17 protein-coding genes and 2 riboswitches are annotated in these 26,675 nt (G+C 43.1%); of the genes, 9 read left to right on the forward strand and 8 right to left on the reverse strand.

Annotation, left to right across the window (positions count from 1 at the left end; all coding sequences use genetic code 11):
* Window positions 1-155 precede the first annotated feature (155 nt).
* The 3 genes from ACHLI0_RS08530 to mutA all read right to left on the reverse strand — a co-directional run bounded on the left by ACHLI0_RS08530 (window position 156) and on the right by mutA (window position 6,521).
* Window positions 156-2,318: a DNA topoisomerase 3 gene (locus ACHLI0_RS08530; protein WP_490748902.1), complete on the reverse strand. Its 2,163-nt coding sequence runs from the start codon at window positions 2,316-2,318 to the stop codon at window positions 156-158.
* Between the two features lie 152 nt (window positions 2,319-2,470).
* The gene (gene scpA / locus ACHLI0_RS08535; protein ID WP_490748903.1) at window positions 2,471-4,618 is read right to left on the reverse strand and encodes a methylmalonyl-CoA mutase; all 2,148 of its coding nucleotides are present in this window, start codon (window positions 4,616-4,618) and stop codon (window positions 2,471-2,473) included.
* A 1-nt stretch (window position 4,619) separates the two neighbouring features.
* Complete coding sequence (mutA, locus tag ACHLI0_RS08540; protein WP_055220027.1) at window positions 4,620-6,521, reverse strand: methylmalonyl-CoA mutase small subunit; 1,902 nt, start codon at window positions 6,519-6,521, stop codon at window positions 4,620-4,622.
* A 318-nt stretch (window positions 6,522-6,839) separates the two neighbouring features.
* Between mutA and ACHLI0_RS08545 the strand changes: the two genes are divergently transcribed.
* Window positions 6,840-8,504 (forward strand): putative transporter, encoded by a 1,665-nt coding sequence (locus tag ACHLI0_RS08545; RefSeq protein WP_008766579.1) that lies wholly within the window; start codon window positions 6,840-6,842, stop codon window positions 8,502-8,504.
* A gap of 89 nt (window positions 8,505-8,593) precedes the next feature.
* Here ACHLI0_RS08545 and ACHLI0_RS08550 read toward each other — a convergent pair whose 3' ends face one another.
* From ACHLI0_RS08550 to ACHLI0_RS08565, 4 genes are all read right to left on the reverse strand, one after another.
* Complete coding sequence (locus ACHLI0_RS08550; RefSeq protein WP_008766580.1) at window positions 8,594-9,229, reverse strand: cytidylate kinase-like family protein; 636 nt, start codon at window positions 9,227-9,229, stop codon at window positions 8,594-8,596.
* 165 nt (window positions 9,230-9,394) lie between these two features.
* Complete coding sequence (locus ACHLI0_RS08555; RefSeq protein WP_490749565.1) at window positions 9,395-11,446, reverse strand: TonB-dependent receptor; 2,052 nt, start codon at window positions 11,444-11,446, stop codon at window positions 9,395-9,397.
* 75 nt (window positions 11,447-11,521) lie between these two features.
* Window positions 11,522-12,589 carry a YncE family protein gene (locus ACHLI0_RS08560; RefSeq protein WP_490748905.1) on the reverse strand — a complete coding sequence of 356 codons (1,068 nt, stop codon included), beginning with the start codon at window positions 12,587-12,589 and terminating at the stop codon, window positions 11,522-11,524.
* A gap of 180 nt (window positions 12,590-12,769) precedes the next feature.
* Window positions 12,770-12,982, reverse strand: a riboswitch (cobalamin riboswitch).
* A gap of 127 nt (window positions 12,983-13,109) precedes the next feature.
* Window positions 13,110-14,087, reverse strand: a complete 978-nt coding sequence (locus ACHLI0_RS08565) for a GntR family transcriptional regulator (RefSeq protein ID WP_008766583.1) — start codon at window positions 14,085-14,087, stop codon at window positions 13,110-13,112.
* Window positions 14,088-14,253: 166 nt separating this feature from the next.
* Between ACHLI0_RS08565 and ACHLI0_RS08570 the strand changes: the two genes are divergently transcribed.
* The 7 genes from ACHLI0_RS08570 to ACHLI0_RS08600 all read left to right on the forward strand — a co-directional run bounded on the left by ACHLI0_RS08570 (window position 14,254) and on the right by ACHLI0_RS08600 (window position 23,074).
* Window positions 14,254-16,317, forward strand: coding sequence for a glycoside hydrolase family 127 protein (locus ACHLI0_RS08570; protein ID WP_490748907.1), 2,064 nt, complete (start codon window positions 14,254-14,256; stop codon window positions 16,315-16,317).
* Between the two features lie 192 nt (window positions 16,318-16,509).
* The gene (locus ACHLI0_RS08575) at window positions 16,510-17,649 is read left to right on the forward strand and encodes an ABC transporter substrate-binding protein (protein WP_490748908.1); all 1,140 of its coding nucleotides are present in this window, start codon (window positions 16,510-16,512) and stop codon (window positions 17,647-17,649) included.
* Complete coding sequence (locus tag ACHLI0_RS08580; RefSeq protein ID WP_008759785.1) at window positions 17,646-18,662, forward strand: FecCD family ABC transporter permease; 1,017 nt, start codon at window positions 17,646-17,648, stop codon at window positions 18,660-18,662. The genes ACHLI0_RS08575 and ACHLI0_RS08580 overlap by 4 nt, the downstream gene beginning before the upstream one ends.
* Window positions 18,659-19,414, forward strand: a complete 756-nt coding sequence (locus ACHLI0_RS08585; RefSeq protein ID WP_234119484.1) for an ABC transporter ATP-binding protein — start codon at window positions 18,659-18,661, stop codon at window positions 19,412-19,414. The genes ACHLI0_RS08580 and ACHLI0_RS08585 overlap by 4 nt, the downstream gene beginning before the upstream one ends.
* 63 nt (window positions 19,415-19,477) lie before the next feature.
* A riboswitch (cobalamin riboswitch) is annotated at window positions 19,478-19,690 on the forward strand.
* Window positions 19,691-19,955: 265 nt separating this feature from the next.
* A complete protein-coding gene (locus ACHLI0_RS08590; protein WP_225680244.1) occupies window positions 19,956-21,011 on the forward strand; it encodes a DUF4465 domain-containing protein in 1,056 nt (351 codons plus the stop codon).
* Window positions 21,012-21,141: 130 nt separating this feature from the next.
* A complete protein-coding gene (locus ACHLI0_RS08595; protein WP_490748910.1) occupies window positions 21,142-22,497 on the forward strand; it encodes an MATE family efflux transporter in 1,356 nt (451 codons plus the stop codon).
* Between the two features lie 13 nt (window positions 22,498-22,510).
* Complete coding sequence (locus tag ACHLI0_RS08600) at window positions 22,511-23,074, forward strand: Crp/Fnr family transcriptional regulator (protein WP_195365109.1); 564 nt, start codon at window positions 22,511-22,513, stop codon at window positions 23,072-23,074.
* 24 nt (window positions 23,075-23,098) lie between these two features.
* Here ACHLI0_RS08600 and ACHLI0_RS08605 read toward each other — a convergent pair whose 3' ends face one another.
* Window positions 23,099-23,833, reverse strand: a complete 735-nt coding sequence (locus tag ACHLI0_RS08605; protein WP_008766589.1) for a GntR family transcriptional regulator — start codon at window positions 23,831-23,833, stop codon at window positions 23,099-23,101.
* 129 nt (window positions 23,834-23,962) lie between these two features.
* Between ACHLI0_RS08605 and ACHLI0_RS08610 the strand changes: the two genes are divergently transcribed.
* Entirely contained in the window at window positions 23,963-26,656 is a 2,694-nt protein-coding gene (locus ACHLI0_RS08610; RefSeq protein WP_490748912.1) for an ROK family protein, read from the forward strand.
* Window positions 26,657-26,675: the final 19 nt, after the last annotated feature.

Below are 26,675 nucleotides of genomic sequence, written 5' to 3' on the forward strand. Positions count from 1 at the left end.
ATCCCTAAAACATCGATGAATAAAGGGATACAAGTGGATAGTGAGAGCGTGATAGCAAAACGGCTATCTAATTCCTTATGGTGCGAACAGAAAAGAAGGGACTCTTTTTCTTTGAAAAAAGAGAAATCACTGTTATGTGAGACACTGTCCACAAACTATTCGAAATTCTTTCGGTAAGTACATCCATTTCTCCATTCCGAACATCCGTAAGCTGTCTTCCCTTTAATGATGGTTCCCTTGCCACAAACCGGACACGGTTGTCCGACAAAAGTATCTGCATTACCGGTAGCCGGAGCAGAGGCAGGAGCAGCAGGAGTCGAAGCAGGAGACGGAGCAGATGCAGGAACTTTCGGTTCTGCTTTCGCCTTCTTTTCTTTGGGAGCACTTGCTTTACGCTCACGCTTCTTAGGTTCTTTCTTTGCCTTTTCTTCCGTTTGGGCAACTGCCTCCTGAATAGTGATACGTCGGTTCGTATTATCTGAAAGTACGCTCATCACGATTTCAGATACCATTTGCTTCAGTTCTTCGAGGAATTGACGGGCATCGTAAGTCTTCTTTTCAATCTCACGTAGTTTCTTTTCCCATATACCGGTCAGTTCCGCAGATTTCAGCAGTTCTTCGTGGATAATCTGTACCAGTTCCACTCCCGTAGGGGTGGCTATCAGGTTCTTTCTTTCCTTGCGGATATAGTTCCGCTTGAACAACGTTTCGATAATGGCGGCACGGGTAGACGGACGACCGATACCATTCTCCTTCAGAGCATCACGGAGTTCGTCATTATCCACCAACTTTCCGGCTGTTTCCATCGCACGAAGCAATGTTGCTTCCGTATAAGGTCTGGGCGGTTGCGTCCACTTCTCATTCAAGTCCGGAACATGAGGACCACTCTCCCCCTTGACAAAGGCAGGAAGTACATTTTCATCCTCTTCCTCTTTTTCTTCGGAAGTATCTTTCACATCTTTGGCAAAAACGACGCGCCATCCCGGCTCCAGAATCTGTTTGCCGGTTACTTTAAATTCTATCTTGTCCACTTCGCCCATCACGGTAGTGGTAGAAATCTTACAATCGGGATAGAACACCGCTATAAAACGACGGGCTATCAGGTCATAGACACGACGTTCCATATCCGTCAGATTCTGTGCATAAACGCCTGTAGGGATAATGGCATGGTGATCTGTCACCTTCGAATTATCAAACACCTTTTTCGATTTAGGCAATGAAGCACCCGCCAAAGGAGCAGTCAGCACCTCGTAGTCCCGAAGACCTTTCAATATTCCGGGACACTTCGGATAAATATCGTCACTCAGGAAAGTGGTATCGACGCGCGGATAAGTAGCCACTTTCTTTTCATAAAGCGACTGAATCAGCTTCAGCGTTTCATCGGCAGAATAGGCAAACTTCTTATTACACTCTACCTGAAGGGAAGTCAGGTCGAACAGACGCGGAGCATATTCCTTTCCATCCTTCTTGCCGACATTGGTGACAATGAACGGAAGGTCTTTTATGCGTTCCACCAGCGCTTCTCCCTCCTCCCGGTTGGCGATAGGGTCGATGCCGGGATTGTCTATCTTCTTCTTTCCGCCACTCTTTTCTTCTTCCGCAGCTATTTCTTCATCGCTTTTACGGATCAGAGCAGAAAAGGTGGTATCACGATAATTCGTTTTCAGTTCCCAGTATTGTTTCGGCTGGAAGTTGGCGATCTCCAGTTGGCGGTTGACAATCAATGCCAGCGTAGGAGTCTGCACACGACCGATGGAAAGCACTTGTTTGTTCTGACCGTATTTGATGGTATAAAGACGGGTGGCATTCATCCCCAGCAACCAGTCCCCCATTGCACGGGAAAGTCCCGCTTCATACAAAGATTGAAAATCCGACTGGTCTTTCAACTTCGCAAATCCTTCGCGGATCGCCTCTTCTGTCAGCGAAGAAATCCAAAGACGTTTCACCGGACAGCGGGCACCTGCTTTCTGCATCACCCAACGCTGGATCAATTCTCCTTCCTGGCCGGCATCACCGCAGTTGATGATTTCATCCGCATTCTGCATCAATCCCTCAATGATGTGAAACTGTTTTTCGTAAGTAGGGTTCTCTATCAGCTTGATGCCGAAACGTGGAGGAATCATCGGTAAGCTACCCAAGTTCCATGATTTCCAGTTAGGGGTGTATTCATGCGGCTCTTTCAAGGTACAAAGATGACCGAATGTCCAGGTTACCTGGTATCCGTTTCCTTCTATATACCCTTCTTTTCTTGTATGAGCACCGAGTACTTCGGCTATATCACGTGCTACAGACGGCTTTTCGGCTATGCAAACTATCATTTTTTCTCTTCTTGTTTTTATACTAACAGTCTACAAAGTTACATGATTATTTCTCACTGACCGCATAAAGATGAAAAAAACATCCCGCCTTCAGCCCGAATGGAGCTATAAGGCGGGATAAAAAAAATAGAAAAAATGATTAAATTCCGTGTTTATTCTTCATCCATCAGGATTTCCAGAATCTGGCAAGCAGCCTTCGCTACCGGAGTACCGGGACCGAAAATAGCAGCTACACCTGCCTTATACAGGAAGTCATAATCCTGTGCAGGGATAACACCGCCGGCAATTACCACGATATCTTCACGACCCAGCTTTTTCAGTTCTTCCATAATCTGCGGAATCAATGTCTTGTGTCCGGCAGCCAATGAAGAAACACCTACTACGTGAACGTCGTTTTCTACAGCTTCGCGGGCAGCTTCCGCCGGAGTCTGGAACAACGGTCCCATGTCCACGTCGAAGCCACAGTCTGCATAACCGGTTGCTACCACTTTGGCACCACGGTCGTGACCGTCCTGTCCCATCTTCGCAACCATAATACGAGGTTGACGTCCCTCTTTCTTAGCAAACTTCTCAGCCAGTTCACATGCACGCTTGAAGTCGCCATCGTTTTTACTTTCTGATGAATACACGCCTGATATTGTTCTAATTATTGCTTTATAACGTCCTACAATCTTTTCGCAAGCATAGGAGATTTCACCCAGCGTTGCACGAACACGAGCAGCTTCTACAGCCAGTTCCAGCAAGTTACCCTTACCGGTCTCTACGCATTCGGTGATGGCTGCCAGTGCTTTGTCCACTTCTGCCTGGTTACGTCCTTCTTTCAAACGTTTCAGGTTCTCGATCTGTTCAAGACGAACGGCCGTGTTATCAATCTCAAGGATATCAATCGGAGCTTCTTTTTCCAGACGATATTTGTTCACACCGACAATAGTCTGAGAACCACTGTCGATACGGGCCTGCGTACGTGCAGCAGCTTCTTCGATACGCATCTTAGGAATACCCGTCTCGATAGCTTTCGCCATACCACCCAGTTTTTCAACTTCTTCGATACGTTCCCAAGCCTTGTGAGCCAGTTCGTTGGTCAGAGCTTCTACGTAGTAAGAACCGCCCCATGGGTCAACGTTCTTACAAACGTAAGTTTCTTCCTGAATATAAATCTGAGTATTACGGGCAATACGTGCGGAGAAGTCTGTCGGAAGGGCAATAGCCTCATCCAGCGCATTAGTATGCAAAGACTGTGTATGTCCCAATGCGGCAGCCATAGCTTCGATACAAGTACGTCCTACGTTATTGAACGGGTCTTGTTCTGTCAGCGACCAGCCGGAAGTCTGAGAGTGTGTACGCAATGCCAGTGATTTCGGATTCTTCGGATTGAATTGTTTTACAATCTTAGCCCACAACATACGGGCAGCGCGCATCTTCGCGATTTCCATGAAGTGATTGGTACCAATCGCCCAGAAGAAAGACAGACGGGGAGCGAACGCATCGATATCGATACCTGCCGCTGTTCCGGCACGCAGATATTCCAGACCGTCGGCCAATGTATAAGCCAGCTCGATATCTGCCGTCGCACCTGCTTCCTGCATGTGGTAACCGGAGATAGAGATGGAGTTGAACTTAGGCATCTTCTGCGAAGTATATTCGAAAATATCGGAAATAATCTTCATAGAGAATGCAGGCGGATAGATATAGGTATTACGCACCATGAACTCTTTCAGAATATCATTCTGGATAGTACCGGCCATTTCTTCGAGTTTAGCACCCTGTTCCAGACCTGCATTGATATAGAATGCCATAATCGGAAGTACCGCACCGTTCATCGTCATAGACACGGACATCTTGTTCAAAGGAATACCGTCGAACAAAACTTTCATGTTTTCGAGCGAGCAGATAGATACACCAGCCTTACCTACGTCACCTACCACACGTTCGTGATCGGGGTCATAACCGCGGTGAGTAGCCAAGTCAAATGCTACGGACAAACCTTTCTGACCGGAAGCCAGGTTACGGTGATAGAAAGCATTTGATTCTTCGGCAGTAGAGAATCCGGCGTACTGACGGATGGTCCAGGGGCGAAGAGTGTACATCACTGAATACGGACCACGCAGATAAGGAGGAAGTCCGGCAGCATAGCCGAGGTGTTCCATTCCTTCAAGGTCCTCTTTTGTATAAACAGGCTTCACGTCAATGTGTTCCGGTGTATTCCAGTCAGCGGAAATACCGTTAGCCTTTTGCCATTCAGCACCGTTAGCGGGCTGAAATGCAGCATATATATCTAAGTTTTTAAAATCTTTTCTCATCTTACTTCAATAGTTTGGCGTTAAACTCTTTCAAGGTATCCAATACGTTGACACGCACGTGGATGAAGTTCTCGATACCTGCTGCCTTCAGTTCATCCATACAGGCAGGAGCACCTGCTACGATAAACATAGCACGGCCGTTCAATGCATGGTATGCCGGAACCGCATATTCCGCATATTCGTCATCGCTTGAACAGAGGACTACAATGTCAGCTTTAGCAGCCATAGCAGCTTCTACTCCGGCTTCCACCGTTTCGAATCCGAGGTTGTCAATAACTTCATATCCGGCACAAGCGAGGAAGTTGCAAGAGTATTGCGCACGTGCCTGACGCATAGCCAGATTACCGATAGTCAGCATGAACGCTTTCGGTCGTTTGCCGGAAGCCTCCGTTTCAAGGCGTAATGCCTCAAATTCGCTGGCAGCACGGTCGAATACCAAAGTATCCACATCTTTCTCGCAAGTATGAGCATCACCTCCGCAGCAGCATTTAGCTTCTATCGGCTGTTTCTCGCCTGCTTTTTCATTGAAGTTCGGGAACTGGTTGGTACCCAGCAGCACTTCGCGACGTTGAGCAACTGCCTTATGCCGGGCCTTGTTGCTTTCGTTCACTGCTGCCTGAACTGTACCGGCTTTCAATGCAGCATAGAAACCGCCTGCCTCTTCTACGGCAAGGAAGAGTTCCCACGCTTGTTTAGCGATAGACACTGTCAGGTTCTCGATATAATAAGAACCGGCAGCCGGGTCAATCACTTTATCAAAATGAGATTCTTCTTTCAGTAACAACTGCTGGTTACGTGCAAGGCGTTCAGAAAATTCATCCGGAGTCGAATAGGTCTTATCGAACGGAACGACTGTCATTGAATCCACACCTGCCAATGCAGCACTCATCGCTTCAGTCTGTGTACGAAGCAAGTTCACATGAGCATCAAACAAAGTAAGATTGAAAGTGGAAGTTTCGGCATGAACCGCCATCTTCGCAGCACAACGACATTCTCCATTAGCACCCTTATTGTCGCAATCACGCAGACATTCAGGATGGTAAGAAGCTACAATGTTTGCCCACAGCATACGTGCTGCACGGAATTTTGCGATTTCAAGGAAGTAGTTGGAACTGATACCGAAGTTGAACTTAATTTTCTTGGCTACTGTAGCAGCAGGGATACCTGCGTCTGTCAGCTGGTTCATGTATTCATTACCCCATGCCAATGCATAACCCAGTTCCTGAGAAATGTAAGCTCCGGCATTATTCAGCGAGATTGCATTTACATTCAGTACTCGATAGAAAGGAAGCGGTTGGATAGCTTCGATCAAGGCTTTGGCAGTTTGAACCATATCGCCTTTTTCTTTACCGCGAGTCAGCATCTTGTTAAAGAAGTCATAATTGACAGAACCTCTCAGTTTCTTCACGTCATAATCCTTCTTCTGGAAATAAGCTACCAGCAGACCGGCCAATTCAACTACATGTCCCTGACAAGTAGAGAAGTTCAGTTCTACACATTCAGCCTGAATATCATTCAACAATGTTTCAATGTATTCAGCATTAAGTTCTTTCGCTTTTACGTGGAAAGAAAGTGAATCTACACCTTTGTTCAGAATATCCAGTGCTTTGGCATTGGCTTCCTTCGGACATTCAACTCTGATTTCCTGGCGAACCAGCCACTCATTATTGCTCTTCTTGGTGCCTCTCAGATAGGGAAATTCTCCGGGAAGTGCATCTGTTGTTTTCAAACCCTCCAGATCTTCCATCCGGTAGAAAGGTTTCACTTTGAACCCTTCGTTTGTCTTCCAAACGAGCTTCTTCTCAAAATCAGCACCTTTCAAGTCGGCTGTAACCTTCTCCATCCATTGTTCGGTGGAGACAGGAGAAAAGTCTGAGAAGAGTTTTTCTTTTTTGTCTGCCATAGTTTATTTAAAATTAAAACAAGAATTAATATTGTCTTTATTTTTATTTGTCTCTTTCTAAATGTCAGTCGTTCGACTTGCAAATATAATTAATAAGTTCGAACGATTCCTCTTTTTAGAAAAAATTCGCACTACAGGTTACAGAGAGAAAATGAAGAATGATAAACTATAGAATGAAGAATCTCCATGCAACTTAAAGCTAAACGAAGCAAATTCCTCATTCTTCATTTTTAGTTCTCCTTTTATTTGATTAGCTCCGATGTAATGAGTAATTTTGCACCCGTTTTTAAAAGAACATTATAAAAACTACTAATATTTATGGATTGGTTACAAAGTTTATTGTGGGACCCTAGCTCCGTAGCGCACATTGTATTCCTCTACGCTTTTGTAGTGGCAGCCGGTGTGTATCTCGGTAAAATAAAGATATTCGGAGTATCTTTGGGAGTCACTTTTGTTTTGTTTGCCGGCATCCTAATGGGACATTTCGGCTTCACAGCCGATACACACATCCTACATTTCATCCGAGAATTCGGATTGATCTTGTTCGTATTCTGTATCGGTCTTCAGGTGGGGCCATCGTTCTTCTCTTCTTTCAAAAAGGGGGGAATGACATTGAACCTGTTGGCTGTAGGCATCGTAGTGTTAAATATTGCTGTTGCATTGGGGCTTTATTACCTCTGGAACGGTCGTGTGGAACTGCCGATGATGGTAGGTATCCTCTACGGAGCTGTGACGAACACTCCGGGACTTGGTGCCGCCAATGAGGCCCTGAACCAGTTGAGCTACAACGGACCGCAGATTGCACTGGGTTATGCCTGTGCGTATCCGCTGGGTGTGGTAGGTATCATCGGTTCTATCATCGCTATCCGTTACATCTTCCGCGTCAATATGACCAAAGAGGAAGAGAGCCTGAAAACTCAGAGCGGAGACGCGCACCACAAGCCGCACATGATGAGCCTTGAGGTACGCAATGAGTCTATCAGCGGAAAAACACTGATTGAAATCAAAGAATTTCTGGGACGCAACTTTGTTTGCTCCCGTATTCGTCACGAAGGACACGTAAGTATTCCGAACCACGAAACGATATTCAATATGGGCGACCAATTGTTTATTGTCTGTTCGGAAGAAGATGCTCCCGCCATCACCGTATTTATCGGAAAAGAAGTCGAACTGGACTGGGAGAAGCAGGATCTTCCGATGGTTTCCCGCCGTATTCTGGTTACTAAACCGGAAATTAACGGAAAAACGCTCGGTTCCATGCACTTCCGTAGTATGTATGGTGTCAACGTGACCCGTGTCAACCGTTCCGGTATGGACCTGTTCGCTGATCCGAACCTGATATTGCAGGTAGGTGACCGCGTAATGGTAGTAGGTCAGCAAGATGCGGTAGAGCGTGTAGCTGGTGTTTTGGGTAACCAACTGAAACGTCTGGACACACCGAATATCGTTACTATCTTCGTAGGTATCTTCTTAGGTATTCTTTTAGGAAGTCTTCCGATTGCATTCCCCGGTATGCCGACTCCTTTGAAATTAGGTTTGGCCGGTGGTCCGTTGGTGGTAGCTATCCTGATCGGACGTTTCGGACACAAACTTCATTTGGTGACTTACACCACAATGAGTGCCAACCTGATGCTGCGCGAAATCGGTATTGTGCTATTCCTTGCCAGTGTAGGTATAGATGCGGGTGCCAACTTCGTACAAACAGTTGTAGAAGGCGACGGCTTACTGTATGTAGGCTGTGGTTTCCTGATCACTGTCATCCCGTTGCTTATCATCGGTGCAATTGCAAGACTATATTATAAGGTAAACTACTTCACTCTGATGGGATTGATAGCCGGTAGTAATACGGACCCTCCCGCACTGGCTTATGCCAATCAGGTGACATCCAGTGATGCTCCGGCAGTAGGATATTCTACAGTTTATCCGTTATCTATGTTCCTTCGTATCCTGACGGGACAGATGATATTACTGGCGATGATGTAAAGCGAACTTAATTAAATAAATAAAGCCGGCTAAATTCTTTCTGAATTAGGCCGGCTTTATTATTATCGGGATTTTGTTTTCTTCTTCAATTACATTCCAATCTGTAGCTTTTTAGCCACAAACTCTTCCACAAATCGCACCGTCTCCTCAATTCCCAAAGAAGAGGAATCAACACACAAATGATAAGTAGCCGCTGCTCCCCATGTTTTATAACTGTAGTAATTATAATACTCCGAACGTCTCTTATCCGCTTTTTCTATCATCTCTTCCGCAGCTTCCTCATCAATACGATGCATCTGACACAACCGTGCGATACGATCTTCTTTAGTAGCCGAGATAAAGACATTTGCACAACGGGGATGTTCCCGTAAAATATAGTCGGCACAACGCCCGACGAACACACAGGATTTTTCTGCCGCCAGACGACGGATGACATCACTCTGCACCTTAAATAAAGCATCATTGCTCAGACAGTTGGTACATGGCATTGCCCCTTCACTGATGAAAGGAAAACGCATACCGAACAGTCCGCCGATAATGCCTTGCGAGGCCTTTTCATCTGCTTTTTCGAAGAACTCCTTACATAAGCCGCTCTCTTCGGAAGCCAGGTTGATCAGTTCCTTATCATAAAAGTCGATTCCCAAACGGGCTGCCAACTTCTCTCCTATTTCTTTTCCGCCGCTACCTAACTGGCGACCGATATTGATAACATAATTACCGCTCATAGTACATTTTGTTTTATGGTTTGATAGCAAACATACGACTTTTTTCCAAAAGATGCACCATTATACAAAAGTTATATTTAAAAGAAACAATCGGAAAGCATCCTTTTTCATATATACTCTGCCAATAATACATCTACATGGCACGGGAGTCCGGCTGTCACCCGCCTATTTTTTCTTCTTGCCCCACTTGGGAGTTATACCGATAAAGAACTCGAAGTTAATTCCCGGCATCGGACGAGATAATACTGAAAGATACTCTTCGTCAAAGAGATTATTGACTGTCCCTTTTAAGGATAAATCCGCCCAACGGAGTGAGAATCCTTTTTCAAGGGTCACGTTGCTCATAAGATAGGGTGGAAGATGTCCCGTATAGGATACAGCATTACTCGTCATTGTATAACGTTCGCTATAGTAACACCATTTATAAAGAAGCCCCCAACTGCGATATGTCAGCCTGCCTGATAATGTAGCTGAATATTCGGGTATGTATGGCAACTGCTTCCCTACTGACTGGTCAGCCTTGCTCGTAGGCTCACCTTCATTAATAGAAGGAGTCCACGCAAATGTTCCATTTAATCCAAGCTTCCATGCTTTATCAATCGCAACTGCATAATCAGCCTGTACTTCCACGCCATAGGCGTGTACTTTTTTAAGATTAACGGGTGAATAAAATCCCTTCGACGTAGGTAGCCAAATAATCCAGTCGTTTATATGTTGATCAAACCAAGAAGCCGAGCCGGATAATGTATAAACATTATCCTTACCCACAGAAAACGACAGCCCCGTTTCATAAGTAAATCCACTTTCATTATTCAATGCCGGATTGCCACCCGGCAAAAAATAAAGGTCATTCAATGTCGGAAAACGATAATTACGGGTAATAGAAGCCTTTGCCATTATATTGCCTCTTTTAGAAAGAACATAATCTACAAAAAAGGCAGGAATAATCGGTGCCCATTTAGTCCCGAACATTTCTCCCCGCAGAACCAATGACATACCCAACCGATTGACCGGTTGCCATTTTAATGAGACATTGCCCGACAACTCAACACGCCCTTTATCAAAATAAACAATAGAATCATTCTTCCTTCCCTGACCATACTTATCGTTCTTATTATCATCTCTATTCAGATCTTTATCCAAACTATTCACCAAATGCTGATGAGCCGACACACCCGCTGTCAAAAGGAGTTTATCTGAGAAAAAATACTCTCCATCCAACTGCCCGTAGAAAGTATTGACTTTACTACGCGAACGCGTCATTGTAGCCATTATACCATTTCCCAAATCCCGCTTATAGTCGTATGCCAACCATGTATGCACATAACCTCCCCTTGCCGATACTTTCCAGTTTTCACGCGTATGATCCCATGATAAAACACTTCGCAGTGTATGTTCCCGTTGTCGGTTCTCGAAATCCATAAGATCACCCTGATCGGTCGTCAGTAATGCCAGTTCACGGTTAGAATCAGTATACCACGCATTCAGTCCGAAGCGATCACCTTTACCCGTATTGTAATATACCTCCTGTAAAACGTGCAGATCTTTGTATGCGCCACTACGATTACGTTCTATGGGATAATACTGTTCGATTATATTATATTCATCATCATAAATATTCTCTTTCTTATCATGATTACGATATTTATAATCATTGGGCGACGACTGATAGACCGCCCGCGTCGAGACCTGCCAATGTTTATCTCCATACTTCAATTGCAGAAACTCATCGAAGGTACTAAATGAACCGATACCTTGAACATATTGCATTCCGAAGCCTTCTTGATGAGCAGGCACTGTAGATAATTTTACCAATCCTCCCAAACCACCACCAGCCATATTCACCGACGAAGTGCCATGCAGCAAAGAAGCGTCATCTATAAAATAAGATGGAATCATCGAAAAGTCAGTCATCCCCAACATCGGATTGTTGATACGCATACCGTTCCATGTTACCTGTGTATGTGAAGCGGACGTTCCCCGAAATGATACAGTAGAAAGCGTGGCACGTCCGTAGCTTTTTACAAAAATAGAAGAATTGAAAGTGAGTATATCCGCCATTGACAAGGCTATATTTTCCTTAAGCACAAGTGAATCAAATTTGGTCTGTTGCACACCTATATCTTTCATCGGGCGCTTTCCCAAAATTTCCACTTCACGAATGACAACTCCCTTTTCCGCCCAATTCTTATTGTCGTTGTGTTGTTGTCCACTCATTATGGATGGAAGTAATAAAAGAACTCCTACAAACTGCACTAATAATATATTTCTTCTCATATTCTTCTCTACCGATTACTTCCAACAAAATGCTCCAGGAATAATTCCAACATAAAACTCATCCACAAGTTCCCCATCCTCCGTATAGCGATAAATCATCCCCTGCTGTTGATAATCAATGGCGTCAGCCACATAGACATCTCCGTTTTTCGGACTAACCGCCAGACCATAATATTTCGTATCACGGTACTTGAGAAAAGGACGTACGGGAACACGTTCTTCATCGACAGACATACGCCAGATATCTTTGTTAATCCAGTAAAGCTCATCACCCGCACCATTAAGCTGTACTTCCGAAGGAGCATCTCCCAACTGAAACTTAAATTGTTTCTCTATTTTAAATGTCTCGGCATCAATGCGATAAAGCGACGGCTCCTCATATCCGTATGGACTTCCTTTATACCCTCCATCAGTAATCGTCCACATCTTGAAGTTCTTATCCATCACTAGAGAAGTAGGTTGTATACCTACAGTAAGCTGATCTACCACCTTGTCCGTTGTAGTATCTATCTTTAATATACGATTCTGATAAGACCAGCAATTCACATACACATACTTGCCATACTGCACCATTTGCTCTGTCGAGCCTGTTTCCATCGTCATATCCGGACATTCGATATATCCGGTTATCTGATAAGTTTTGGGATTGACAATAAAAATACGATAGTCCCATATTTGTGTAATATAGGCTTTCTCATCCGAAACAAAATGAATATAGCGTGGAGAAGTAAGTCCCGTTATGCGTCCCACCTCTTTAAATGTATTGGTGCTAATAGCGAAGACTACGTGAGAATTATTCACTACCACCCATCCAATAGTGTCCCGGACAATCATTGATTGTGCTACATCACCCAGCTTCATCGCATTAGCCCGGTAAAAGATCTCATTCTCCACCTTTTTCGTTTCCGGATCATAATAAGATAAGGTAGCATTACCGTATTGAAAATTCCCCTCATTCATAATGAAAAGTCCATCTCCTGTAGCCCTGAAAGGCTCCATCTTGCCATAATCCCATTTCATACAACCGACAAAAGCCGTCAGACAGAAGACAATAAATAAAACAGAAAGTAAAATTCGTTTCATAATTAAAAGTGAGAAAAGGTTATTAACTAACTTGTCGCATCACTCTTCAGACATCTGCCGGCAAATCAAGATTTGCGACAAATATCAAACATAGCATTTGTACCGACCGGTTGAATGAGGAATCAATTGAATATAGGAATGAACTATACCAGTTGATTTCTACCCGAAAACCCGCGGGTATAAATCTGCAGCGTCAAGGCAGGTCTTCTGACTCGTCCCCATTTATCACGCCTTCCCAGTGATGTCACCAGTGGCAAAGAATGTGATAAACTCATCTCCCGAAAGAGAGGACTTACAGCAGCAGGTACTGTCCCGGATTTACACCGGATTCCCTTTTCATCGTTTTGGAAGGTTAGACAACTCCAAATACGAACCTTGCAGGTGCAAAGATACTATAATTATACTTCACGCCTCACTTCTCCCCTGTCTTTTTTTAACAGGAACAAATCTGATGAACAGAATCTTTTAAAATGACGTCACTATGAACATGTATATATGATAAATATAGGATAGATAGTCTTTATAGTGAATTACGAATATTTAAATTCCAAGGATTCTCAATTGTCTCAATCGTTTTTTTATTAATAAGAGAAGCCATCGTGCGTCCCATCAATTTGAAATCAGTAGAAAGAGTAGTAATCCCTCCTGCCAGCACTTCTTTCAAAGGGGTATCATTATAAGATATAATACCGAAATCTTTTCCCGGAACTAACTGCTGACGGTCAGCCTGCTTCAACAAATTGACCAAGTCTCTATCATTAACAACCATAAACACCTCCTGCTTTACAATCTCCCTTCCCTGAATTTCGCCAATGCACTCATGCGTAAAGCCATGCTCTTTACAAAAAGCCCGTAATCCGTCATAACGTTCAAAAGGTTCTTTCGAATCTTTCTGAACCATTACAATATGCTTGTACTTTCGCAAGTTGGACAGACCATACACTAATGCTTCATAAGTATCTTTTTCAAAGTTCTGGAATACAGACGAATATTTCCCTTTCAATTCCGAGTGATAATGATCGAGTAGAAATACGTTTCCGGATAAACTCTCCAGTAAAGGACCAATATCGGCAAATTTGCCGGACATTATAATATAGGTAGTATATTTATGGTTTGCATTATTCACCAAAGTCTCAAACACCTTCCGATTATAGTTATGAAAATAAAGATCAACAGTAGCTGAATTGCCTACTGTCTCCATAAAAGAATTATAAATATCTTCTTTAAATTCATTGAACTCATTGAAAAGCAGAAATATATTGTGTTTGAACGGAACACGCGTACTTACGATATAATACCCGACTCCAGGATTCGATTTAATGATACCTCTCGATTTCAATTCTCGTATTCCGGAAAAAACAGTATCACGAGACAAGCCGTACATTTCTCTAAATTCATTAAGAGAAGGTATCCAGGCACCTTTCTTTAATCGTCCTTCATTAATCCCGTCGATCACATAATCAACTACCAACTTATATTTTGATTTATTGCTTTTCATCGTTCGTTATTTTTGCGCAAAGATACAAATATCACAGCCATACTGGTACGGAGTGGTATGTGTTTTACAACATACAGACCAGTTCGTACTAGTCAAAAAGAATATTCTATCTTTGCGGCAGATTCATCCTCATATAAATTAGAAAGTTAAACATAAAGTTAGAAACATGAAAAGTACAAATCTACTTAAATCCTTGGCAGTGATAGCAACACTATCCGGAACTCCACATAGCGCGGTACAAGGACAGACTGGGAAAGTACAATTTGCGGACATTGAAAACGTAAAAGTGAACGACGCATTCTGGAGCCCCAAATTTAAAACATGGAATGAAGTAACCATCAATGATGTACTAAACAAATTCGAGGGTAAACACACCAACACCCCGGAACAGCACAATGCTTTCTGTAATTTTGATAAAGTGGCCAAAGGTGAACGTGGCACACAGGGACACTTCGGAGAGCCGTGGTTCGACGGACTTATCTATGAATCGATTCGGGGTATTGCAGATTATCTGGTCATGTATCCGGATAAAGCACTGGAAACACGTATTGACAGATATATCGACCGTATCGAAGCAGCACAAATGACAGAACCAACCGGATACTTAGAGACTTATACACTTCTGAAAGAACCGGAACACCGTTGGGGAGACAATGGTGGTTTCCTCCGGTGGCAACACGACGTGTATAATGCCGGCATGATGATTGAAGCCGCTGTGCATTACTACAAAGCAACCGGAAAAACCAAACTGTTGGAAGTCGCCACCCGCTATACAAATTACATGGCAGACTATATGGGACCAGCACCCAAGAAAAATATCGTTCCCTCTCACTCCGGCCCGGAAGAAGCCATTATCAAACTATACTGGCTATTCAAAGAACAACCGGAACTTAAAAAACAATTATCAGTGTCCGTAAATGAAGACGCTTACTGGAAGTTAGCTACTTTCTGGATTGAAAACAGAGGGCATCATTGTGGCTATCCTTTATGGTTGACTTGGGGCAATGGCAAATCCGAAAAATGGATCAGAGATGCCCAATATAATGCTCCTGAGCATGGCGAGCATAGTCGTCCGACATGGGGAGATTATGCTCAAGACTCAATTCCGGTATTTGAGCAACAAACCATTGAAGGACATGCCGTACGCGCCACACTATTAGCAACTGGTATCACTACTGCCGCTTTGGAAAATCATTCACCTAAATACATAGAAACAGCCAAACGCCTTTGGGACAATATGACCGGTAGACGTATGTTCATCACAGGAGGAGTCGGCGCTATCCACGAAGACGAAAAATTCGGTCCAGACTTTTTCCTTCCTCCGGGTGCCTATCTGGAAACTTGTGCTGCCATTGGCGCCGGATTCTTTAGCCAAAGAATGAACGAGCTAACCGGTAAAGGAATGTATATGGACGAACTGGAACGCGTTTTATACAACAGCTTGCTTACCGCAGTTTCACTCAAAGGAGATAATTATACCTATCAGAATCCCTTAAACGCGGAGAAACACAATCGTTGGGAATGGCATGGTTGCCCTTGCTGTCCTCCAATGTTCTTGAAAATCACATCTGCTCTTCCGGGATTCATCTATGCATCAGACAAAAAAGGAGTTTATATTAACCTGTTCATAGGCAGTGAAACAGAAATCAAGCTTTCTTCCAAAAACAGCGTACAATTAAAACAAGAAACATCCTACCCTTGGAAAGGCAAAGTCAATATTTCCGTAAATCCACAGAAAACAGACAAATTTCCGATTAAAGTACGTATCCCGGGATGGGCACAAGGCATTGAGAATCCATACGAGCTTTATCAATCAAACTTAAAAGGAGCGCCCCAACTGTTCGTCAATGGGAAATCTGTTCCAATTAAAATCGTTGACGGTTATGCCGAAATCAATAGAAAGTGGCAGAAAGGAGACCTAATCGAGCTTGAACTACCTATACAACCCCGCATCATCACCGCACACACTAACACAAAAGACTTGAGCAACACAGTTTGTATAGCTTCCGGTCCTATCATCTACTGTTTTGAAGACGTAGATAATCCGGATTTCAAAGATTTCCGATTAAACACAAATGCTCCATTGGAAATCATTTATCAAAAGGACTTACTGAATGGAGTGAATATAATCAAAAGTAACGGAAAAACGACTGCTATTGCTATTCCTTACTACTCGATAACTAATCGTAAAAGAGATAGCAGTCATAAAGTATGGGTACCTAAACTCTAAATTAAGTTGTGAAGTTGTAAAGCAAACAATACCGGCACAGCCAACGTGAACGCCGTAGTATTCGTCAAATAACTTTCCGCATCAATACTGAAAAGTTAGATTCAATCCATTCACCTCCCAGCGAAACTTTCTCGTAAGGGAGGTGAATTTTCTTCTTTTTTACTACTTTTGTCCTCAGATAAAAACATCCGTATGAAATTTAAATCCATTATTTCAACTATCACGCTATTATGCCTCCTTTCTTTGGCAAGCTGCGTATACAATAAAACAACTTCTTTGGAAGCATTCAAGCAAGACGTATACACGCCCGAATATGCTACCGGATTCAAGATACTGGGCGCAAAGAATGCACAAAGCACCTTGATACAAGTATCCAACCCGTGGCAAGGAGCCAAGGATGTAACAATGTCCTACTTCATCTCCCGCAATGGTGAGCTCCCCCCCGCAGGATTTACCGGACCGACCATCCCTGCCGGAGCCCAACGCATCGTATGTATGTCTTCCTCCTACATCGCCATGCTCGACGCACTGGGACAGATGAACCGCATCGTCGCCGTATCCGGCATCAATTACATAGCCAATCCCTACATCCTCGCTCACAAAGATTCTATCAAGGACATGGGTCCTGAAATAAACTACGAACTGTTACTGGGATTAAAGCCGGACGTCGTACTGCTATATGGCATCGGTGATGCCCAGACAGCCGTGACAGACAAGCTGAAAGAACTCGCTATCCCTTATATGTATGTAGGAGAATATCTGGAAGAGTCACCGCTTGGCAAAGCCGAATGGCTGGTTGCCCTCTCCGAACTGACAGACAGCCGTGACAAAGGCATCGAAGTATTCAGTGAAATCCCCAAACGCTATCAGGCACTGAAAGACCTTACCGCATCCGTAGAGCATCACCCTACCGTGATGTTCAACACCCCGTGGAACGACAGCTGGGTGATGCCTTCCACCCAGAGCTATATGGCACAACTGGTCACTGACGCAGGAGCCGACTATATATATAAGGAGAACACCTCCAACAGCTCCGCCCCCATCGGCCTGGAAACTGCCTACGGACTGATACAAAAAGCAGACTACTGGATCAATGTAGGCACGGCATCCACATTGGACGAACTGAAAAACATGAATCCCAAGTTTGCCGATGCCAAATCCGTCCATGATAAAACAGTTTATAACAACAACTTGCGGATAACCGCCACAGGAGGCAATGATTACTGGGAATCGGCAGTCGTACGTCCGGACGTCGTATTGCGTGATCTGATTCATATCTTTCATCCCGAACTTGTATCCGACTCAACCTATTATTACAGACACTTGGAATGAAGCAGCCTCGTAGACACACCACCCTTTTATTCATCACTCTGGGAATAATCGCCGTAGTCTTATTATTAATAGATATGGCGACAGGGGACACTTATATCCCCATCCCCAAAGTATGGGCCGTACTGACGGGAGGCGAATGCGACGAGATGACACGCAATATCCTTCTCTCCATCCGCTTTATCCGGGTAGTAGTAGCAGGGTTGATAGGTATCGCCTTGTCGGTCAGCGGCCTGCAAATGCAGACCGTCTTCCAGAATCCGCTGGCAGACCCTTATCTGCTGGGAGTCAGTTCCGGTGCGGGACTCGGAGTGGCGTTGTTTATATTAGGTGCCCCGTTGCTCGGCTGGGCGGATTTCCCACTTTTGCAATCCGCCGGCATCGTAGGTTCAGGCTGGATAGGGACCGCCGTCATCTTGCTGGGCGTAGCCATCATCAGCCGGAAAGTAAAGAATATACTGGGCGTACTGATCATGGGAGTCATGATAGGCTACGTAGCGGGAGCCATCATCCAGATATTGCAGTATCTAAGTTCGGCGGAACAACTGAAAATGTTCACCCTGTGGTCGATGGGATCGCTCAGCCACATCACAGCCGGACAGCTGTCTATCATGATACCGGTAGTGTGCATAGGTCTGCTGCTCTCCGTAGCCTGCATCAAGTCACTGAACCTGCTCTTGCTTGGCGAAAACTACGCACGCACGATGGGCATGAGCATCAAACGCTCGCGAACGCTTGTCTTCATCTCTACGGCACTGCTGACAGGAACAGTCACCGCCTTTTGCGGCCCCGTAGGATTCATCGGACTGGCAGTACCGCACATCACCCGGTTGCTGTTTGATAACGCAGACCACCGGATACTGATGCCGGGCACCATGCTGACAGGACTTATCGCCATGCTGATATGCGACATCATCGCCAAGAAATTCCTGCTGCCGGTGAATTGTATCACCGCACTGCTGGGAGTTCCGGTTATTTTATGGGTAATAGGTAAAAACTTGCGTATATTCAAATGATTCAACTCAAAGACCTGACACTGGGATACGAACAGCGTACGCTGCTGGAAAAAGTCTCCGCCCACATCACGGGAGGACAACTCGTCGCACTGCTCGGCAGAAACGGCACAGGAAAAAGTACACTGCTGCGTGCCGTCATGGGACTGGAAAAACCCCAAAACGGAGAGATTATCCTGCACGGGAACAACATCGCTTCACTGAAACCGGAAGAACTGGCACGGAACATCAGCTTCGTCACCACCGACAAAGTGCGCATCGCCAACCTGCGATGCAGAGACGTCGTCGCACTGGGACGTGCCCCCTATACCAATTGGCTCGGTCAACTGCAAGGAGAAGACAAGGAGAAGGTGGACAACGCTATGCGTCTGGTAGGCATGGACAGCTATGCGGAAAAGACGATGGACAAAATGTCTGACGGAGAATGCCAACGCATCATGATAGCCCGTGCGCTTGCACAGGACACTCCTGTCATCCTGCTTGACGAACCTACCGCCTTCCTTGACTTGCCCAACCGCTACGAACTCTGTCTGCTCCTCCGGAAGCTGACGCAAAAGGAAGGAAAGTGTATCCTGTTTTCCACACACGACCTGGACATCGCTCTCTCACTTTGCGACACAATCATGCTGATTGATAATCCACAACTCTACAGCCTGCCTACCGGTGAAATGATTACGAGCGGGCATATAGAAAGATTGTTCCGCAACGAGTCAATCACATTTGATGCGCAGGAGATGAAAATAAGAATCAAGTAAAAACATTCCCCCTAAACCACTTATTTTTATAAGTCTTCGTGCTAGTTTTATTTATATTTTCGACTATCTTTGCTCCCGAATTGGTTTTTGAATAGTGATATCGACTATTCAAATGAAAAGGGAATCGGGTGAAAATCCCGGACAGTCCCGCTGCTGTGAAGCTCCATTCAACTTCTTGATATATACTTTTGCCACTGAACTGTCATGATAAATTCAGATCGGGAAGGCATCAGGAAGGGAGTCAGTCAGAAGACCTGCCATTCAGTTTCAAATAGCTGTTTTTACTCGTGGAATAGAAAAACGGCAAGAGTTATTAAATAATTTACTTATGGACATACTCCAATGACCTGACATCCTCCGATGCTCCGGCAGTAGGCTATATATTACCATATATCCGCTGACGAAGCTTCTGTGAGTATTGACGGCACAATTGCTTATTCTGTCATTGGGATAACAGAATCAGAGTCTGCCAATCAGCTTTGATCATGTGATTTTATAAGAGATGCAAAATTATTTTATGTTTAACTATAAAAAGAAAAGTATGAGAAAATTATTTTCCGTTTTAGTATTTATTTGTTTGTTGACAGCCTGTTCATCGGATGATGATCCCATCTCTTATGGAAATCCCTCTGTAGAGTTATCAACAGAAGAAACAGAAGAATTTACCTATGGAGAAAGCCGCGAATTTCCAATCACTCTAAAAGAAGTAGCTTCCACCTCTTTTGAATTACCCAACGGTTGGGAAGCCAGTATTAAAGATAGCAAACTGACTGTAACAGCTCCGGAAAAAGGGAAAACAGGAATGAGTAGTAACGGTACGATTGAAATTACAGCAACCGGGCTTAACGAAACAACAGTTACGGCATCCATAAAGGTAAAAGCATTCTATCTGATAACCTTTGAGGATGTAGATGCCAAATATCTTGCCGGTCCGACAGCATACGGAGATAATCTCTACACAAATTATACCGGTTCAACCCCGGAATTATATAAAGGCTATCATGACGTATCTTCCGATTTGTTTTTCAATACGACGACCCAAGGATATGGTTTTGCATCCGGAGGAATTGCCATCTCGCAATGGAATAACAAGACAAAAGCTGACTATATGAATCAATGCAGCGTTTTTTATGGAGACGATAATCAAAAGAACGGAGGAAATAACGGCTCAGCAACTTTCGCTGTAAGCTATGCCACCAGTTATGGTACATCAGGAGCTTATATGTATTTCCAGACAGAAGGAGCCGAGTACGAAATAGACCATGCCTACATTACTAACAACACTTATGCAGTACTATCTATGACCAATGGAGACGGTTTTGGGAAAAAATTCTCCTATGAAGATAAGGATTGGTTCAAACTCACAATCCAAGGTGTTAATACAGCGGGAACAATTACAGGAGAAGTCGAATTTTATCTGGCAGATTTCCGTACGCAAGATGCAGCCGGCATTCTTACTGAATGGAAACGGGTAGATTTAACACCACTGGGCAAAGTACACCGACTCAATTTTAATATGACAAGCTCCGACGGCGAAGGAATGTGGATAAACACTCCCACTTATTTCTGCGTGGACGACATTGCCATTACATATTAAAAATTTCATATTCCATATCCTGATTAAACAAAAACAAACATGACAGATAAAAATTACCAAATGGTAATTTTTATCTCCTTCCATACCCCTACCTTTGCAGCCGTTTTCAACAAACTAAAGATAAAAAGTCATGAAAGACAGTATTGATTTCGGTAGTATGGACATCTCTAAATTGTTCCGTAAGTTATTAGTTCCTACGGTATTGGGAATGGTGTTCTCAGCTATATTCGTCATCACAGACGGTATATTCGTAGGTAAGGGAATTGGCAGCGACGCATTGGCTGCCGTCAATATTACAGCCCCGCTTTTTATGATTGCAGCGGGCATCGGACTCATGTTCGGAATCGGAGGATCGGTAGTCGCTTCCATCCATCTGTCGCAAGGCAAACGCAAGGCGGCAAGTATCAACATTACTCAGGCACTTGTATTCTCCGCATTCATCGTATTAGTCATGTCCGCTTTATGCTTTTACTTCGTAGAGCCATTAGGACGCTTACTCGGAAGTTCAGAAAGACTGTTGCCGCTTGTCATAGAATATATGGTCTGGTATCTGCCCTTCCTCGTATTCTACGAATTGCTGGGCACAGGTATGTTTTTTATCCGGCTGGACGGATCGCCCAATTATGCCATGATATGTAATGCCATCGCAGCTATACTCAATATTATATTAGACTATATATTCATCTTTGAATTTGGCTGGGGAATGATGGGTGCCGCTTTTGCCACCAGTCTGGGAACAGTAGTAGGCGGATTGATGACCGTAATCTATCTTACACGATTCTCCCGCAACATTCACTTGTATCGTATCAAGCTAAGTTTGAAAAGCTTGATGCTGACGCTCCGTAACGGTGGCTATATGATAAAACTGGGAACTTCCGCTTTTATCAGTGAGGCTTCCATCGCCTGCATGATGTTTTTGGGGAATTATGTCTTTATCCATCATCTCGGAGAAGACGGAGTAGCTGCGTTCAGCATTGCCTGCTACTTCTTCCCCATCATCTTTATGGTGTACAATGCCATCGCACAATCCGCACAACCGATTATCAGCTACAATTTCGGTGCCGGACAACCGGATCGGGTTCAAAAAGCCCTGCATCTTGCCATCCGTACAGCTCTAATTTGCGGAATCAGCTTTTTCATCATCACGGTTCTATGCCGTCAGAATATTGTCTCGTTATTCATTGACCGAAGCTATCCGGCCTTTGATATTGCGATCAATGGCATTCCTTATTTTGGGGTTGGATTCATATTCTTTGCCGTCAATATGATAGGCATCGGTTATTACCAGAGCATCGAACGAGGCCAGAGAGCCACCATCATCACTCTTCTGCGAGGAGTGATATTCATGCTGATCGGGTTCTTTGCACTTCCTCCTGTTTTAGGAGTACCGGGAATATGGCTGGCGGTTCCGCTGGCGGAATTGTTAACAACTCTCTATATTATCGGAATTTATTTCAAAGATCGTTTCATGGTCCACCGGCGATGAGTATCTTTGCATCATGGATGCATTCGTTCAAAAACTTTGCGACAGATACAAGGTATCGGAAAGCGACGTACAGACTTTACTGGACTGTATGGAGGAAGTACATTTCAAAAAGAGAGACCTCATTGTGCGCGAAGGAACAAAGAACAGCAATCTTTATTTTATAAAAACGGGAATATGGCGGGCATATTACCACAAAGACGGAACAGATACCACCATCTGGTTCGCTTCAGACGGAGAAGCTGCTTTCTCCGTCTGGGGATATGCAGACAATGCTTATTCGCTGATTAATATTGAAGCAATGTGCGACAGTGTAGCCTACAGCATATCCCGCGCAACCTTGAATCAATTATATCATTCTTCCATCGGACTAGCCAATCTGGGACTGCGGCTGATGGATCACCAGCTTCTTCTGCAAGAAAACTGGCTTATCAACTCCGGCAGTCCACGAGCAAAGGAACGTTACCTGACTCTTATTAAGGAGACTCCGAAGCTGTTGCAATATGTGCCTTTAAAGTACATTGCGTCTTATCTGTGGATAACACCTCAGTCACTAAGCAGGATTCGGGCATCCTTATAATCTTCACTTTTTATGGGTATAAGATCAAATATTTCTCTCAAACTCAAGTGAATAAATAAAACTGTCCGCACGATAATATCCTATATTCCATTCCAATGGACATCCTTCCGGATCATAAACAAACCTTTTACGCACCAAAATTGGATCTCCGACCTTTATCTCAAGCTTACCAGCAATGTACTTGTCAGCCAGTCTGGCACTAATATCTTCTTTAGAAACTTTTGCAATAGCATGATAATCTCTTTCCAATATCTCATAAAGAGGTCTGGAGAAATCCTCACTTCCTGTCAAACCTATTTTAGGATTAAAATAGGATATAAAATACACGAAAGGGTATTCTTGATTTCCACGTAAACGCTCTAACTTCAGTATTCTTTTTACATCAGGAGCATTAAAAAAAAGGGCTATATCATCTGTAGGTTTTGTCCAGCTAACATGAAGTTCATAATTCATTGGTACAATTCCCAAAGTTTTCATTTCCTGTGTGAAACTCATCCAATTCTGAGCTTTGGAACATACAGCTGAATTTACAACAACTGTACCTACTCCCTTTTTCCTCATCAGTAATCCTTCGTTCACAAGGTTATTAATCGCCTGTCTCAAGGTATTACGAGATATGCCCAATTGTTTAGACAAATCAATCTCATTTGGAAGCATTTTACCTTGTTTATATTCCTCCCCTTTGATAATAGTCCTCAACTGTTCTTCTATCTGAAGATAAAGGGGGATTGCGCTGTTATGGTTAACTAATATCTTCATGATTAACTTTTTTACAAAGATAAAAATAAAAATAAAAACAGGCAATACTTTTTGTTCTTTTCAAGAAAAAGAATACATTTGCAAATGTTTATATGTTCAGACATACTAATTAATTAAATCATAATAGCTATGAAGTATTATTTGGGAATAGACATAGGTGGTACACATATAAAAGGTGGAATCGTCAACCCTCTAACGAATGACATTCATCAAAACATACTATCTCACGAAGAGCTGAATGCCACAGATTCAACATCAAGCATCATTACGAAAGTCAGAAAAGTTATTACTGACATTCAAACTCGTATACCCCTATCTAAATTAGGCGGAATCGGTATAGCCATGCCCGGTCCTTGCGACTATGCCAAAGGGATAGTTGCCATTTATGGTGTGCCCAAGTTTCAGTCACTTTTCGGCCTTAACCTTAAAGAAGAAATTAAAAAAGTATCTGACCTGAATACTGTTTTCATAAATGACGCATCCGCTTATGCCCTTGGAGAGTATTATGCAGGAGCAGCAAAAGACACAAGTAGAAGCATTATAGTCACAATCGGCACCGGACTTGGAAGTACATTTCTTGAAAATGATACTGTTTTGACCGAACTGACAGAAGGAATACCTGAACATGGATATCTCTACAACATACCTTACCGAGACGGAATGGCAGATGACTATTTTTCGACAAGATGGTTTGTAAATACATGGAATATGCTATTTCCAGATAAAAAGGTAACTGGCGTAAAAGAAATCGCATTACGCGCTTCGAACGGAGACAATAATGCACAGTCATTATTTGAAAACTTCGCTTCAAATTTCGTAGAATTCATAACTCCATTCCTACTAAAATTTAAACCGGAGAAACTGATTATAGGAGGAAATATAGCAAAAGCTTCTGACTTCTTTTTAGATAATATTCAATCTCAATTAGAGAAACTCAATTTAATCACTAAAATAGATATCTGTAAATTATGGGATATGTCGCCATTAATCGGATCTGCTATTTACACAAGCAACATACTTGAAAATATGAAAAATACAAAAGAGAAAAGACACACACAGCAATTTATTGCACCCACTAACTCTACTGCCACCCCATCAGGCGAATATGATATATATCCGGCATTTCCATTAGGAAAAGGCAAAATTGGAAAGGGTATAAACCAATTAGCGGACTGGATAGAAAAACATTCCCAAATAATAATTGATGGTTATATTGGAATCTTCTGGGATGAATTAATCATTAAGTTAGGAGAAGAACTCAGAAAAAGAGGAAAGAATGTGCGATTCTTTCATACCAGTGTAGCAATGAAAGATCCACTGACTATTGAAAAAATGATTGCTCCTTATCTTGGAGGAGATAATCCGTTATTCGGCACCATTACTGATAAGCATTTGGTTAATTGGTTTAATGAAAATAAACTTAATTCCATACAACCTGACCCAGAAGCAGATTTAAATATATTTATAGGTACAGGAGCAGCCCTATCTCAATGGAAAGCTCCCCTGATTTATATTGATGTTCCTAAAAATGAGATTCAATTTAGAATGCGCGCCGGAGCCATCAATAATTTAGGATTAGATTATCGAAAAGACAATCAACAGGCTTACAAACAACTATATTTTGTAGACTGGATTGTTCTTAATAAGCACAAAAAGCAATGCCTGCCTATGATTGACCTACTTATTGACGGACAAAGAGAATGGGATGAACTATTAATGATTTCAGGAAATGACCTACGAGAAGGATTACACAAAATGAGCCGCAATTTCTTCAGAGTTCGTCCATGGTTCGAACCTGGTGCCTGGGGAGGACAATGGATGAAAAATCATATTCAAGGATTAAATAAGGAAGTGAATAATCTGGCATGGTCTTTTGAACTGATGGTACTTGAAAACGGACTAATGCTGGAGAGCGACGGATATCGACTTGAAGTATCTTTCGATTTTCTTATGTATAGTGATTATCAGAACATATTAGGAGAATGTTCGGAAACATTTAAGTACGATTTCCCAATACGTTTCGACTTTCTAGATACCTTTGACGGAGATAATCTTTCTATCCAATGCCATCCACGCCCCCGATATATACAAGAGCATTTTAACATGCCATTCACCCAAGATGAGACATATTACATATTAGATTGTAAAAACTCTCCATGTGTATATTTAGGCTTTCAAGACAACATCGTCCCTGAAGAATTCCAACAGACCTTGGAACAAAGTCAACAAAAAGCGACGAAGGTAGAGATAGAAAGGTTTGTTCAAAAACACCAGGCTAAAAAGCACGATTTCTTTCTTATTCCCAATGGCACCATACATGCTTCAGGAAAAGATTGCGTGGTATTGGAAATAAGTAGCGCACCCTATATTTTCACATTTAAAATGTACGACTGGATACGCATGGGATTAGACGGGAAACCACGACCTCTAAACATTCAACACGGAATGAATAATCTATATTTTGAAAGAAAAGGGGAAAAAGTAATCCAGGAATTGATATGCCATCCATATATCATGAAAGAAAATCAGGAGTGTACCATAGAGCATCTACCTACCCATAAAGAGCATTTTTATGATGTATATCGTTACACCTTCAAAGACCGTATTCAAATGAATACAGAAAATAAATGCCATGTATTTATGATAGTAGAAGGAGACTCCGTTTGCATTGAAACAGAGGACGGCATGAAACAACGCTTCAATTATGCAGAGACTTTTGTCATCCCTGCTGCCGCCCGATCATATACAATCATAAATGAAAACCCCGACAAAAGAATAATGTTGGTAAAAGCCTTTGTAAAAGAAGAAATTACTTTGAAATAATGTCTTAATAAAAACATCT

It is taken from the genome of Bacteroides sp. RCH18 (genome assembly GCF_058231005.1).